Raw genomic sequence first — 15,086 nt, 5'->3', positions numbered from 1 at the left:
GCTCCGCGGTCGGCCTATATTTCTGTAGTGAACAGCATCCCCGAAACATCCCCAAGACAGTCCCATCCCCACCGATTCCCTCATCGCGGTCTCCTGCCCGAAGGCAGCTACTTCACTCTGACGTGGACCATCGGCTACGACTACGGCGGCATGACCACGGTCGCGCTGGAACGGAGCTCCGCCTTCGCTCGGCTCGACAACCGGCGCGTTGAGATTCTGACTCTGAGCCCTGAGATGAAAGGCCTGGATCGGGAACGCGAGCTTCGGGCCGCCGGGTCAATCGATCGTAAGGTGAAAGTCCGCAATCTGTGGCAGGACCTCACCTCCTGGTCTGACCGAAAACTGCGCAGAATGGTCGGCACGGTCGACCCCGATCCGACAGCAGCCGATGATGTCATCACGCGGACCGGTCAGGAATGGACTGAACAGAGGAACGATTCCGAGGACAGTCTGCTCCAGGCCGACAGATACCACGATCGAGGGCACCTGCTTGTCATCGATCGCCAGGACATGAAGAAGCCCGGTCGCCGAGGCGGTCGTCGGATCACACTGTTCGACCGCGAACAGACGGTCATCGCACAATGGTCAACGGCGCGAGATTTCTATCAGGCGTGGCTCGACATCGTCATCGGAGACAAGCCCTCCTACCTCATCTGCGACTCTGCCTTCGTCGGCAATTTCATTCATGAATACCGGCGCGACAACGTCATTCTCTGCATGGTCAACCACAATCACTTTCTTGCTGATGCCGATGATGAGCCCACCGGTGCGTTGGCTGAAGACAAGTTCGGCTACCTCCGTCAACTGGACGGATTCGATCTGGCGACGACGCTCACCGATTCGCAGCGAGTCGCCATGGAAGGACTGGACCTGTCGGCCGGAAAGCTTGCGACAGTGTCGAACCTGACGGACGATCTGCACGGAGATCCGGACCGACCACGGCCTCGCAGCAGAGGTTCCATGGTTGCTCGTCTATCACCGCAGAAACGCGTGGAAGACGCAATCGCCGCCGTTGCAAGCGTTGTGGCCGATGGTCAGCAGGTGATGCTTGACGTGTATGGGGACGGCGACGACCGGCCGATGCTCAGCGAGCTCATCGAGAGCGGGAACGCAGCCGGCCGAGTCACGCTCCACGGCCACGTGGATGGAGCGAAGTCGAACTTCCTCTCCAGCTCATTCAGCCTCCTGACGAGCCGCTTCGAAGGTCAAGGGCTCGTGGTGCTGGAAAGCATGTCGGCGGGGTGCATCCCCATCTGCTACGCGGTGGACTACGGACCCGCAGACATCATCGAGCACGGGACCGATGGATTCCTCGTCGCACCCGGCGACGTCGACGGACTGGCCGCCGCGATCTCGACGTTCCTGTCTCTGCCCGAGGACGAGGTCTCGAGGATGCGCCGAAACGCCGTCGCCCGGGCCGCGGACTTCTTCCACGATCCCATCGTCCGACGGTGGGGAGAGGTTCTGGCGGCTCAGCCGTTCGTTCCGATCATCCGTGCCGAGAACGCGCGGGCAGAGGTTCGAACTGCCGAGGTGACTGCCGATGGAGTCTCTGTCACTCTGAGCGTCTCTGATCTCGGAGGAAGCACGCCCGAGCAGATGTTCATCTCGTGGAAGTCGCGAACTGGGACCTTCTATGGGCGAGTCGAAGCCCACAGCAGCATGGAGCTGATCACGGCCGATATTCCGCTCTCTCGGATTGAACCCATCACAGAAGAGTATGTCGACTTCTCCCTCGACCTCGTCTTCGGGCGAGGATTCGAAAGAGTGCGCTTAGCCTGCAGCGAGGACTCAGCCCTCTCATCGTCGGCTGCGCTGCATCTCTATTCGACCAAACACGGAAATCTCAGCGGTCGCTTCATCCGAGACGGACTCACATCCACTTCTTGACTCGGAAGACGACGTAGAGCACAACACCTAGTCCGAACATGAGCCCCAGCGCCATCGGGTAGCCGAACGCCCAGTGGAGTTCGGGCATATCGTCGAAGTTCATTCCGTAGATCGCTCCGACGAGAGTGGGGGCGAAGAGGATCGCGGCCCATCCGGAGATCTTCTTCATGTCCTCGTTCTGTCGTTGGGCGACCAGCGTCGAATTGACGTTGAGGATCTGGGACAAGGCCTCGCGCAGTTCGCCGGCTTCGGCTAGGACTCTGGTGAGGTGATCTGTGACGTCGTCGAGGTAGGCGCGAAGGTCGTCAGGAATCGCGTATTTGGCGGCCCCGTTTCCGAGCGCCTGCGTCAGCCGATTGAGGTGGGTTGAGTTGTGAAGGACATCGATGACTTCTTGGCTGAGGAGATAGATGCGCTCGGCAGCGGCAGTGTCCCCGCTGAAGACCTGTCTCTCGATCCCGTCCTTGTCGTCCTGCAGCCCATCGAGAACAGGGAAGTACCCGTCGACCACGGTGTCGAGCAGGCGGTACATGAGCGCTTCCGGTCCGAGCGTGAGAAGTTCGCGGTCTTTCGCCCAGCTGCGCTTCTCGTTCGTGAAGTACTCCTGGACTCCGCTGGTGTCCGCCGGAATCGGTGTTCCGTCGATGAAGCGGTCTCCCTGACAGATGATCACGAGCACATCGTCCTTCATGAGAAGGTGGAACTCGTTGAACTCGACTTCCTCTTTCGCGTCGATGTAGATCGCTGATTTCAGAACGACGAAGAGGACATCGTCGTAGCGTTCGACCTTCGCCCGTTGATTCGCATGAAAGAGGTCGTCGATGAGAACCGGATGGAGATCCCACGCAGAGGCGATCTCGGTGAGGAGCTCGGGAGTCGAGCGCGGAATGACCACCTGAGTGATCGACCCGGTCGTTTCTGTCGGTGTGCCCTCCGGAATATGCGCGGCCAATGCGTCGCTGAAGGTCGACGCAGTTGTCAGCTCCTGGGGTTCGCTGTTGATGATCTGCCGGCTGAACAGCGTGGTCTCCCGAGCGACGTTGTCGTGGGGCGTGGTCGAAGGACGCTTCCGCAGAGACGACCGTTCGAACCGCAGCCGACGTTCAGGTGACATGTACTCCCTTTCGCAGAATCTCACCCAAAAATAGCCGATTGTCGATGAAAGAGTCGATTATCGATCGGACATCCGTTCACCTGGAACGGAGGCGTAATTCAGGGGGAGCACAGATAGGCATGCACAATAGTCTCCATGACCTTCCTACCGGCAGAATTGCCGCAGACCGCAGTTCGTGGTGCCTCGTTCGCGCAGTCAGTGGCCAAGCTCGCCGCGCAGAGACTGCGTGAGCGTGTTCGTGAATCTCGGCTATCTGATGATTTCCATCCTCAGGACGACGACGCATTCGTTGCGGCCGCGTACTTTGCCGGGGACCTCAGCTCTGTCTACCAGCTCGAACAGTGGCTGTGGCCGTTCGAACAGCTCGAGTCCCGACTGAAAGACCTCGGCTTCGGGGACCGCCCCTTCGGCATCATCGTCCGGAATTCACTCGTCGCCAGACATCTCAAGGGCGTCACCTCGTTTCCTGTCCGCTTCTCACGCCTGACGAAGGGACTGGACGAGTTCATGCAGGCACCGAGTCTGCGGACAGTGTTCTATGTCAACCAGGGGACAAGCAACTTTCAGGCACTCCGCTATCCCGAACCGGCTCATGTGCACCTCAGCCACGGTGAGAGCGAGAAGATCTCGATGATCTCCAATCAGCTCAAGGGATATGACTATGTTTTCACCGCCGGCCAGGCGGCGAGAGAACGGATTGAGCAGACTCTTTACGGTATGCGCGGTGATCGGATGCTCGATGTCGGCCGCCCCCAACTGGACCGTCCACGATCCGTCCCGTCTGATTGGGAAGAGTTCAAGAAATCGAACCCCGATGGCAGAGCGGTGCTCTACGCACCGACGTGGGAAGGCGACTCCCCGTCGATGGCGTATGGCACCATCGCCTACAACGGAGAGAAGATCGTCACATCTCTTCTTGAAGCGGGATACCGAGTGATCTTCCGACCGCATCCACGTACCGGAGTGATGCGTCATGAGTTCGAGAAGGCTGTAGAAGATGTAGCGGAGATCGTCGAATCGGATCCTCGCGGGTTCCTCGACAAGAGTCCGGACGTGTCATGGCAGTTGGACGAAGCCGATCTTGCCGTCGTCGAAATGACCTCCGTGGCCTTCGATTGGCTCGCCTCCGGGAAACCCCTTGTGATGGTCAAACCCCATGAGCCAGCTGCGGAGGTGCTGGAAGGCGGACTTCTTGACCAGTGCCCGGCGGTCGACCCAGCGAGCAAGCAAGGAGTTGTCGACCTCATTGAAGAAGCCGACGCGCGAATCGGATCCGTCGCTGAGTTGGCTCAGTTCTATCTTGGGGATACTGCAACTGGCCAACAGACTTCGCGCTTCATCAAATCGAGCGAACAAGTGATCAGACACCGTTCGGAAGAACACCGTATGAAGCACGCCGAGTGAGCCGTGTGACATTTTCTAAACTTTAAGTAACAGAATGATAAACTAACGCGGAACTAAATCTGCGGCTCACGAGGTGAGCTTCGACCTCTGAACGGAATCAGCCATGAAACGAGTCATCACGTACGGAACATTCGACCTGCTCCATTACGGGCACATTCGACTGCTCCAACGGTGCAAGGAACAGGGCGATTACCTTGTCGTTGCACTGTCGAGCGATGAGTTCAATGCGGGTAAAGGTAAGAAGTCGTACTTCTCTTATGAAGAGCGCAAGCACATGCTCGAAGCCATCCGCTATGTCGACCTCGTCATTCCTGAAGACAATTGGGAGCAGAAGTCGACCGACGTCGAGAAATACCATATCGACACCTTTGTCATGGGCGACGATTGGGAAGGGGAGTTCGACTTCCTCAAGGACAAGTGCGAGGTCGTCTATCTGCCGCGCACTCCTGAGATCTCGACGACGCGGATCAAGAGCGAGCTGGGCAAGTCCTGACCGTGACGGCGCGGGCTTCGCGCTATCGTGACTGGACACCATCATGGATCTGAGAGGAACGGACGTGCCCGAAAAGCCTTCGGCGAAACATCCGACGCTGTCGGAGCTTCGGGCCAAGGCGCAGCCGCCGGAAGTTCGCAGCCGGAAGAATGCCGAGCACTGGACGGCGCAGCTGTACCTCCGCCATATCTCGATCTACTTCACGATGTTGCTCGTGCGTACGAAGATCAGTGCCAATGGTGTCACCGGCCTGATGATCGTGGCAGGTTGGTGCATCGCCTTCAGTCTTCTGATCCCAGGCATCTGGGGCGCGATTCTGGCTGTCTTCTTCTCTCAGGCCCAGATGTACATCGACTGCTGTGATGGTGAGGTTGCCCGTTGGCGAGGAACCAGCGGTGCCAAAGGTGTGTTTCTGGACAAGGTCGGCCACTACACGACTGAGGGTCTGGTTGCGGTTGCACTCGGAATCCGAGCAGTGGGGGAGTGGAACAACCTCATCGACGATCCCGCTGGGTCCTACCCGCTTCTGCTCGCCGGAACGGTTCTCGCCGGACTGGTGCTTCTCAACAAGGCTCTCAACGACATGGTTCATGTCTCCCGCGCGTTCAACGGACTCGATAAACTCGCGGATTCGAAGGAAGCCACAGCACTGAATCCGGGAGTCATCTCCACCCTCAAACGAATCGCTCGGTTTGTGCCCTTCCACCGCATCTTCCATTCGGTAGAGATGTCTCTGATGGCATTGGCCTCGAGCATCATCACCGCGATAGCGGCATCGGCAGGAGCCGAGCCCCTGTTCGGCGAACGTTGGCTCGTCCTCATCATGGCTCCGCTGTGCCTGCTCTCCGTCATCGGCCACTTCATGGCGATCATGGCATCAAGGAGGCTGTCATGAGCGAGTCATCGAGGATCCTCTCCCAGAAGTTCGAAGACAATCGACGTTACACATTCGGCGTTGTCGTTCTCAGCCAAGGCAAGCGACTGGACGACCTCAACCGAGGATTCGAGTCGCTGCTGGCGCAGAAGGGCGTCGATCTCGACATCGTCTGCGTGGGAAACGGTTGGGAGCCGGAAGGCATTCCGGACCAGGTCAAGAAGTTGGGACTTCCGGAGAACCTCGGAATCCCTGCCGGTCGCAACGCCGGCGTTCCTCACGTCGATGGCGAATTCCTGTTCTTCCTCGATGATGACGCTTGGCTGCCTGATGACACGTCGCTGATGCGCATGGCCCAATTGATGCGCACAAAGCCGCAGATCGGGCTGATCCAGCCGAGGGTCGAGGAACCAGGTGGACCGGATGCGCCGAAACGGTGGATTCCCAGACTGAAGAAGGGAAGCGCTGACCACTCATCGAACGTGTTCTCGGTGTGGGAAGGCGCGGTCTGCATGCAGCGTCGGGCATTCGACGAGTGCGGCGGATGGCCTGCACCATTCTGGTATGCGCACGAGGGCATCGAACTTGCATGGAGGGTCTGGGACGCCGGCTACATCGTCTGGTATATGGGTGACCTCGCCGTCGCCCACCCGGTGATCGACCCGAGACGTCACGACGAGTACTTCTACATGAACGCAAGGAACAGAGTCTGGCTGGCGCGACGCAATCTGCCGTGGCCATTCAGCTGGGCATACGTGGGCTCCTGGACGTTGATGCAATTCATCAAGTGGGCGAACAAACCGCACCAGCTCAAAGCTTGGATGGAAGGATGGCGTGCCGGGTGGCGTCTCGACCCGTGGGGTCAAGACGAAGACAGGCAGAAGCTCTCACGGAGAGGCGTCCTTCGAATGTCCCGGCATGGCAGGCCGCCGATCGTGTGACTTCACGCCGCCGTGTCGAACGGTGCGCGTAAAGACGGCAGGAATCAGTCCGGGTGAGTCTCCGGAGAGCATGCTGTCTGCCGCGTACGACGGAAACGAGTAATGACAGGGACCGCAGTCGGGTCCGAACCAACCGACTGAGAAACTGAGTGGAGCCGATTGATGCAGTCGACAGCCCCCGTCGCTGAAAACTCCCCGCAGAGGGCGAGTGCGCCCAAACCCACGGGTTTTCGTTCCGATATCCAGGGGCTGCGAGCTCTGGCCGTGGGTATCGTTCTGCTCTATCACCTGTGGCCCGACCGATTCGTCGGCGGGTTTGTCGGTGTTGACGTATTCTTCGTCATTTCCGGATTCCTGATCACCAGCCACCTCATCAAATCCCCTCCACGGAGTTGGGGCGACGTGGCAAAGTTCTGGGCACGACGAGTCAGGCGCCTGTTGCCGGCATCGCTGCTCGTCCTCTTCCTCGTCGGCATCGCCACCTTCCTGGTTGCTCCGCAATCGATCTGGGCAGATACCGGACGCCAGATCCTCTCCGCAGGGCTCTACGTCGTCAACTGGGATTTCGCTGTATCCAGCGTCGACTATCTGGCTGCGGACAATGCTCCGTCGCCGGTCCAACATTTCTGGTCGCTGTCCGTCGAGGAACAGTTCTATTTCGTCTGGCCGATGATCATCGGCTTGGCGTTCCTCGTCGGGACGAAGCTCGGCCGGTCCAAGCAATTCATCGGTTTCACCGTCCTCGGAATCTTCCTGGCCTCGTTCGTCTTTTCCATCTGGTACACGGCTGCCGAGCCGGCCATGGCCTACTTCATCACCCCGACCAGGATGTGGGAATTGGCTACCGGCGGTCTGGTTGCCGTATTCGTTCTCTACGTTCGCCCGGAGCGGCTCCCGTTCAGCTCACTGCTCGGATGGATAGGACTCGCCGGAATCGTGGCGGCCACCTTCCTCATCCGTGCAGACATGCCGTTCCCCGGCTACATCGCGCTGGTTCCTGTGGTGTCGACAGCTCTCGTCATCCTCGCCGATTCCCGGGGCAGGACGTCTGTGCTTCCGCTGCTGTCACTGCGGCCGATTCGGTTCCTCGGAGATATCTCTTATTCCGTGTATCTCTGGCATTGGCCGCTCATTGTCCTCGTGCCTTACCTCTCCGCCAAGCTCGGACGCTCGGAGAGCCTCGGCGTACTGGACAATATCGCCATCATCCTGGTCTCGATCATCGCCGCGTGGGCTTCAACGACTTGGGTTGAGAACCGGTTCCGCAAGTCGTCGTTCTTCAGCAGTTCGAAGAAGACCTTCGCATTTGCGGCACTTGCCATGTCGCTGGTCGCTGCGCTCGGTCTCAGCCAGATGGTCATCGCCAACACTATTGTCGAAGAGAATGAGGACAAGCTGCAGGCCCAGCTGGACGACCCTGATTCCTGCCTCGGAGCCGGGATTCTCCTCCCCAGTGCAAAGGACAATCCCAACTGCGAAGACAAGGACTCGCTGCAGATGGAACCCGCTGCGGCGAAGAAGGACAAGTCGAAGGCCTATGCCGATGGCTGTTGGGCCAGCGCACCATATGCGAGCAAACCGGAATGCACGTATGGAGACGGGTCGAAACGTGTCGCACTCGTCGGAAATTCGCATGCCGGTCATTGGCTGCCGACGCTCGAGCGCTTGGCCGATGAGCACGATCTGACGATCACGACATTCCTCGCATCGAACTGCAGCATTTCGACCCTGCCTCAGGACCTGTCGACTCCGGACGAAACCAAGGGATGTCAGGACTACGCCGACTGGGTCTCGAAGAGAACGACCGAAGGCGGCTTCGACGCAGTGATCACTTCGGAGCGGCAATCAACTCCGCTGGATGGTATGGACTGGGAAGAAACCGAGAAGAAGGCCCCCGAAGGACATCGTGAGATCCTGCAGCGCTGGGTCGACGCCGATCTCGACGTCGTAGTCATTCGGGACACCCCATATCCCGGTGGGGCCGATATCACCGTGCCGGATTGCGTTGCCAAACACGAAGACGACCTCGAGCAGTGCTCCGGAACCCCGGAGTCATGGCACTGGATGGATCCGCTTGCCGCCTCGGCGAGGACCATGGATGCAAAGAATCTGTCGGTTGTCTACCCTCAGGACTGGTTCTGCCCGGACGGGCGATGCGAACCGGTCATCGGCGGAGTCATCACCTATTTCGATACCGCCCATATCACCGCGACCTATGCGCAGACTCTTGCCCCGCAACTTGACGCCAGCCTCCGCAAGACAGGACTTGGCACTTTCGATTGAGACTGCGACTGCTGCGGTTCATCGAACTGACAGTCAAGTCGGATAGCGTGTGCCTGATTGCCCCTGACCGTCGACCGTAACCAACGACCGATCACCGAAACCTCTGCAAAGGACTGAACGAGTGACCACTGGACGAAACGCCGCCGACCGATACTTCAGCAAGGGACGAGAACTGGTGAAACCCGTCGTCCACGGAATCGCCCGACGTGCCCTGCCCGTGGTGGAACGAGCATCCGGGACGAAGTACGTGCGTGAACGAGCCGCCGGAGGAACAGGGGCCGGGAAATCGGCCGGTTCGTCGAAGAAGATCGCGACGGACACCGCTCGCGCGTATCGAAAGCTGGCGTCAGGGCTCAAAGGCAAGACAGCCGACAACACGGACGGATGGACGGTTGCACCCTCGACTCGAGAGGTCGACGCAAAGGCGTGCCAGCAGGCGCGCGTCAAGGCTCACGCGACACTCTCGGAGGCACTTGCACAAGGATCAGCTTTCGGTGAGTCGGTTGTCGACGCGGCGCGGATTCTCGTCGCAGAAGGAAACTTGGCCGAGGCAGTGTCCATCGGTCTGAATCTGCGCAGCGGTGCATCGACCGAGGAACCCGGCAGGGTGATCCTCGGAATGGCGTATCAGCGGTCATCTGACCCAGAGGTGGCGTGGGCAGAATTTGCAAAGATCGACGACCGCGACATCATCGTCTCCGCAGCCGAAGAATACTTCCCTACTGCAATCGACACCCTCGGGCAGGAAGCCCTGCCGCTCCTGGACCGCTCGAACGAAGCAGGCGAAACCGACCGTTGGAGCGACAAAGCAGTGCTGCGCACAGCCGAGTCGGCATTCTGCATCGGAGCTTTCGACCATGTGCGCACACTCATCGAGTCACGCCTCGAAAGGCAGTCGGACCAGATGGAATCGGCGGTGCGCTACGAGCTCAACCGCATGCTCGATTGGCTTCCGGGCGGAAAGCACCTCGAGCCTCTCCCGACTGCGGCCGGCAAACGCAACTTCGGTGTGCTCAGCTACGACCAGCCTGGGATCCGCTCCCGCAACATCGGCGACTACATCCAGACGATCGCGTCGATAGGTCACCTTCTGCGGTACCAGAATCTCAGCTTCTCGGGCGACCAGGGGCTGACCGAGCTCTTCAAGAAGCTCCGCAAGTCGGTTAAAGACGAACGAAAGTATGCAGGACCTGAGGCTGAGCTCAACCTCGTTGAGGTCTACAGAGACGGCAACGTCTATCAGGATATTCCGGAAGACACCTGGTACATCGCCTTCGGCTGGTACATGCATGACATCTTCGGGAAGTCATTCAACATTCCCTTCCACCCGAATCTGCGTCCCATTCTGCTCTCCGTCTTCGTCCGCTACCCGGAGATGCTCACCCCCGATGCCATCGCCTACCTGAAGAAGTACGGCCCAGTGGGGTGCCGTGACTGGCAGTCGGTCGCCGTGCTCAGAGCCGTCGGCGTTCCGGCATTCTTCTCCGGGTGCCTCACCACAACGGTCGACACCCTGTTCCCGGCTCCGTCGGCTGATCGTCGATCCGGCACGGTGCGAATCGATTGGACCAAGGGCGGAAAAGGGCCGAAGAAGAAGCAGACGGTCACCGCGATCCGCGACAAGACGTTCCCGGAGAACCTGGAACTGGCCCGCAACTGGGTCGCCGACTACGCCTACAAGTACAAGCGAGTCCTCACCTCGCGACTGCATGCGAACCTGCCCGCACGATCGGTGGGCGCCGAGGTCGAATTCGAACCGAAGAACAAATCGGATTCACGTTTCGGCGGACTGATCGGCATCGACGAAGCCGAGTTCGACACAATCCGGAACGGAATCTTGGACAAACTGTCTGTCCTGCTTCCACTTATCGCGACTGGAGCTTCGGAAAGCGAAATCTACTCGAAGTGGGAAGAGATCACCGCGGACGACATGGTCGCCGCCGATGAGTACCTGGCTGCAGCTGAGCTTCCTATCGCTGACGGCACTGCGATCGATTCGGCAGTGAGCAAGGTGGACAAGGCAGCTCCCGAAGCACAGGTCACAGACGTCTTCATGACTGTCGAGAAGGGTGAAGAGTCACTGGTTGCTACGGCAATCAGGTCCATCGATGCCCACGCCTCAGGGCAGTATCGCCTCTGGCTTCCGTCTGGAGCGGTGAGTGCTGAGGCCGCCGATGAGATCCAAGCACAGCTCTCACACGGAACAGTTCGGAGCTTGGAACCCGTGTCCTATGGCGATATTGCCAACGAATCGGACCTGGTGCAGGCGCTGCTTCCCGTGCTGTTCCCTGACCATGAGCGCCTCGTCGTTGTTCCCGCAGCCGGCGAATTCTCTGCCGACATCGTCGAGTTCTCAAGCGCCGAACTCGAGGGTGCACTGCTCGCCGCGAAACATGACGTGAGGAAGAACCGCTCCAGCGGTCTGACCCTGATGAGGAGGATCGCGAGCGCGTTCGGCGACGACCATGTCGGCGCGCTGAACTTCGTCTTCGCAAGTCATGCCGGCCTCACCGAGGACTTCCTTCCCTTCGACCCACAGACTGCGGTCCTCAACCTCAGCGAAATGCGCAGCGAAGGCCTCGTCACCAAGATCATCGGCCTGATGCAGGACCTCAAGCTCAGCTACGTTGACGCAATGCAGACGATCGTCGGCGGAAAGTACTCCGACATCGACGACGAGTGGAACGTCCGCGCCCAGTGGGAGACGTCGGACAGCCCCAAGATCGTCAACTGGCGACGCCAGACACGCTACTACGGTCGCATGACGCTGACACGTTGATCAGCGCGCCGAGACTGCCGCACGACCAGAGCTGAGAAGGATACCATCAGTGAGTTTTATGGCTCGACGAACGCATGACGTCAACGACAACAGTCAGGTCCAGAACGATCGCGACTACCAGCTCGGGACCGATGAAGTGCACGTCTACAACGTCCTGTGGGGGATCCCCGAATCGATGGGCGGAATGACGACCGCGGCCCTCCGACGGATTCGGAGCTTTCAGAACTTCGGGAGGCCGATGTCGCAGACTATCCTGACGTTCAGCCCTCGAATGGACACAGAGGAAATTCGGAATCGGTTGGTCTCGTCGGGACGGATGCGTGATGACGTCGAGCTGATGAACATCTGGTCGGACTTGCGGTGCAGGTCCGACCAGGAACTCGCGCAGCTCGAAGGTGAACAGCCGCAGAGCCCGATTCCGGACGTCGATGGTGAAATCGAGAACATCACCTCATTCTTTGACGTAGTCCGCAATGCGCGCAGCGGCAAGATCATTCGCCGCAACTATTACAGGGAAGATGGGAGCCTGCTGGTCGCGGACATCCGGGATCCGAAACTGGGCAGCAGGTTCGTCCTCTGTGCTCCGAATGGAACACCGATCGCGGAATGGCGACGTCCGCGAGATTTCTACAACGCCTGGGTCAAGGCAGTTGTGAACAAGGAGCCCGCTGTCGTCATCGCCGATGACAAGAAGGTCAGCGAGTTCATCCACGAGATCGCAGATCGGAACTTCGCACTCATTTTGTTCCTCCATGGAACCCACCTACGTCATCCGTGGAACGGCAACCACGGCCAGGTGCTGCCCCGCAGAGTTGATACTGTGCGCAACTTCGACCGCTTCGACGTGGTCGGGGTGCAGACACGTCAGCAGGCGGACGCCGTCCGAGCGCTCGGATTCACTGAAGACAACATCAGGCTTCTGACCGGAGAGCTGCCGGCAGGGTCGGTGCTGACCGAGGCTCGGCAAGAACGGTCAGTGGGTAAGGCCGTAATGATCGCCAATCTCATTGAACTCAAGCGGGTGGACCACCCGATTCGGGCAGTGGCGAAACTGCGTGACCGTGGTGTCGACGTCTCTCTGACTGTCCTGGGAGAGGGGCCAGCACGGCCCAAACTGGAGAAGCTCATCGATGACCTTGACGTTCGTGATCGAGTGGAGCTGCCCGGCTATGTCAATGATGTCGCAGACAGGTTGACATCGGCTTCATTCTCTATGCTGACGAGCACCAGTGAAGGACTGCCGTTGTCGATGATGGAATCGATGGGTGCTGGTTGCATCCCGATCGTCTACGACATCACCTATGGCCCGCGCGACCTGATCGAGCAGGGCCACAACGGCTTCATCACGCCGAGGAATGATATCGACGCCCTCGCAGATCAGATCGAGGAATTTCTCTCTCTGAGCACAGATACCGTTGCGGAAATGCGCAATTCTGCCATGGACACGGTCGAACGCTATCTGCCGGAGACCGGATACCGGCGCTGGCAGACGGTCATCGAGGAATTGCCTGCGGCTGCACACTTGGCCGATGACCGCATCGACACGTCAGGTTTCCCCGTCGCGGTGAAGAGAGCCTCGTGCGAAGCGATCTCTGGAGGTTGCAGAATTGAGCTCGAATTCGCGCATCTCCACCGACAGGTCCTCGAAAGCCTGGAGATGGTCGTTGCCGCGCGCGATATCAACACGTTCTTCGTCTGCGGAAGCACTTCGGTGTCTACCCGGCGGATGGGGCGGCGGCAGGTGGTGACATTCGATGTGGATTTTGAGAACTTCTCCGAGTCGGTGGGTGAGACGTTTGACGTCTATCTGCGGAGGCCCCGCGATCTATGGACGTCGAAGCGGAGGATCCGACTCCCGAGAACGCACAGTGGGATGCAGTCGGGGGAGTGGGAGTGGTATCCCACGAAGCATGGGAATCTCTCGGTACGACCCCTGAAATCACAGTAGGAAGACCGCCCGGAGGCGGGACATCGCCAATCGGTGGCTCTGTCCCACCTCCGACTCCTATTCGCCGTTGGACTCGTCCTCGGACTCGGCGTTGATACTGTCGTCGGAATGGAAGTGCTCCAGATCTACGGCCCGAGCGGAGATCAGCTTCGACACCGCTTCAGTGAAGAGGACTGTCGACGTCCCCTTTCCTCCGGCACCGAAGTAGTGACGGCGCAGATCGAGACGAGCCTCCGCTGCCGAATCCTCGGACAGCATCGACCCGAACACCTGATTCAAGCTGTCGATGGTCGATATGTCGATGATCGGAGTGGCACGACTGATCGGTGCTTCGGCATTGAGCCGAGCGGTGTCATTGCGGCGATCTGTCAGCGCAAGTGGCTTTTCGGGGTGCAGGTAGAGAAAGTCGAGCCCGACACTGGAGATATCGGTGATAAGCAGGTCGACCGCGTCGAACATCGCGAGAATATCGCCCTGCATGAGCACCTGATGTTGCATGGACTCGTCTGAGATCGATTCATTGGCTGTCTCGAGGAGGTCGAGGATCCGAGTATTCGCTTCAGCCATCGCAGGATCTTTGGACGTCTCCACTCGGGGATGCGGTTTGTAGATCACTCGGGCGTTGGGAATCTGCAATGCTGCTTCGACGATCTGGGGACCGAAGAGATCGACCGAAGTGTAGTTGTTGGAATCATTCTCACCCTCCCACGTCGGCGCATACATGATGGTTCGCGCATCGGACGGTTCCAGTTCCACAGGTCGCTCGATGTCGAGCTGTGGTCGTCCGACCTTGACGAGAGCGGATTCGTTGAAATCGATGAGTGCTCTGCGGTGCCGTTCGATCGCAGCATCGCCGGCGACGAACACTTTGTCATAGGATTTGGCCTGGTTCGAGACCATGCTCAGTTTGTCCGACTCGCCGTGGTTGACGTGTACGTGCACCATCGGTGCGAAGGCCAGCGACTGGAAGTTCGTCATCCCGTTGTTGACGTAGAGCGCCAACTTGAAGTCGTTGGCATGATAGAAGGTGTGCAGCGGGTCGAATTTGCGTTTGAACACCACGGGAAGGTTCGTGGTCTCAATCGTCCGAAGCAGAGCGGAGCCCTTTCGCATCACCAAGACGACACGGTGCTTCTTATGCAGCTCTTCAAGGACAGGGATCCACTGCTCGAGCTGGTAGAACTTCGAGCTCCGATCACCGAAATAGACGACCACCTCAGCCTTGACGTAGCTGCCGTCGAATTCGTCCTCGAGACGGTTCCACCGTTCGGTGCCCCTGAGCCACTTGCTCGTGTTCTTCCATGCGGAAGAGCGCACGGCCCATAGGGCTGGTTTACGGATCAGGTTCTTCAACGGGAGC

The 15,086-nt window shown here is 59.2% G+C and carries 10 protein-coding genes; 8 read left to right on the top strand and 2 right to left on the bottom strand.

Annotated elements, in window-relative coordinates; all coding sequences use genetic code 11:
- Positions 1-27 precede the first annotated feature (27 nt).
- On the top strand, positions 28-1,890 hold the full coding sequence (locus tag L1F31_RS14365) for a glycosyltransferase (protein ID WP_265417950.1): 1,863 nt from the start codon (positions 28-30) through the stop codon (positions 1,888-1,890).
- Here the strand turns inward: L1F31_RS14365 and L1F31_RS14360 are convergent.
- Positions 1,874-3,004, bottom strand: coding sequence for a magnesium and cobalt transport protein CorA (locus L1F31_RS14360; protein WP_265417949.1), 1,131 nt, complete (start codon positions 3,002-3,004; stop codon positions 1,874-1,876). The genes L1F31_RS14365 and L1F31_RS14360 overlap by 17 nt on opposite strands.
- A gap of 198 nt (positions 3,005-3,202) precedes the next feature.
- Here L1F31_RS14360 and L1F31_RS14355 point away from each other — a divergent pair, with 198 nt between their 5' ends.
- The 7 genes from L1F31_RS14355 to L1F31_RS14325 all read left to right on the top strand — a co-directional run bounded on the left by L1F31_RS14355 (position 3,203) and on the right by L1F31_RS14325 (position 13,726).
- Positions 3,203-4,408 carry a CDP-glycerol glycerophosphotransferase family protein gene (locus L1F31_RS14355; RefSeq protein ID WP_265417948.1) on the top strand — a complete coding sequence of 402 codons (1,206 nt, stop codon included), beginning with the start codon at positions 3,203-3,205 and terminating at the stop codon, positions 4,406-4,408.
- A gap of 103 nt (positions 4,409-4,511) precedes the next feature.
- Positions 4,512-4,901, top strand: coding sequence for a glycerol-3-phosphate cytidylyltransferase (gene tagD / locus L1F31_RS14350; RefSeq protein ID WP_039206950.1), 390 nt, complete (start codon positions 4,512-4,514; stop codon positions 4,899-4,901).
- Positions 4,902-4,965: 64 nt separating this feature from the next.
- A complete protein-coding gene (locus tag L1F31_RS14345; protein WP_265417947.1) occupies positions 4,966-5,796 on the top strand; it encodes a CDP-alcohol phosphatidyltransferase family protein in 831 nt (276 codons plus the stop codon).
- Positions 5,793-6,716, top strand: a complete 924-nt coding sequence (locus tag L1F31_RS14340; protein WP_265417946.1) for a glycosyltransferase family 2 protein — start codon at positions 5,793-5,795, stop codon at positions 6,714-6,716. The genes L1F31_RS14345 and L1F31_RS14340 overlap by 4 nt, the downstream gene beginning before the upstream one ends.
- Before the next feature lie 162 nt (positions 6,717-6,878).
- Positions 6,879-8,999, top strand: a complete 2,121-nt coding sequence (locus tag L1F31_RS14335; RefSeq protein WP_265417945.1) for an acyltransferase family protein — start codon at positions 6,879-6,881, stop codon at positions 8,997-8,999.
- Between the two features lie 121 nt (positions 9,000-9,120).
- On the top strand, positions 9,121-11,778 hold the full coding sequence (locus tag L1F31_RS14330) for a glycosyltransferase family protein (protein WP_265417944.1): 2,658 nt from the start codon (positions 9,121-9,123) through the stop codon (positions 11,776-11,778).
- 58 nt (positions 11,779-11,836) lie between these two features.
- The gene (locus L1F31_RS14325) at positions 11,837-13,726 is read left to right on the top strand and encodes a glycosyltransferase (protein ID WP_265420451.1); all 1,890 of its coding nucleotides are present in this window, start codon (positions 11,837-11,839) and stop codon (positions 13,724-13,726) included.
- A 57-nt stretch (positions 13,727-13,783) separates the two neighbouring features.
- On the opposite strand, the gene L1F31_RS14320 is transcribed toward L1F31_RS14325, so the two are convergent.
- Positions 13,784-15,079 carry a CDP-glycerol glycerophosphotransferase family protein gene (locus tag L1F31_RS14320; protein ID WP_265417943.1) on the bottom strand — a complete coding sequence of 432 codons (1,296 nt, stop codon included), beginning with the start codon at positions 15,077-15,079 and terminating at the stop codon, positions 13,784-13,786.
- Positions 15,080-15,086: the final 7 nt, after the last annotated feature.

It is taken from the genome of Brevibacterium spongiae, from assembly GCF_026168515.1.
Taxonomy (GTDB): Bacteria; Actinomycetota; Actinomycetes; order Actinomycetales; family Brevibacteriaceae; genus Brevibacterium; species Brevibacterium spongiae.
This window is presented reverse-complemented; position numbering and strand designations above follow the sequence as displayed.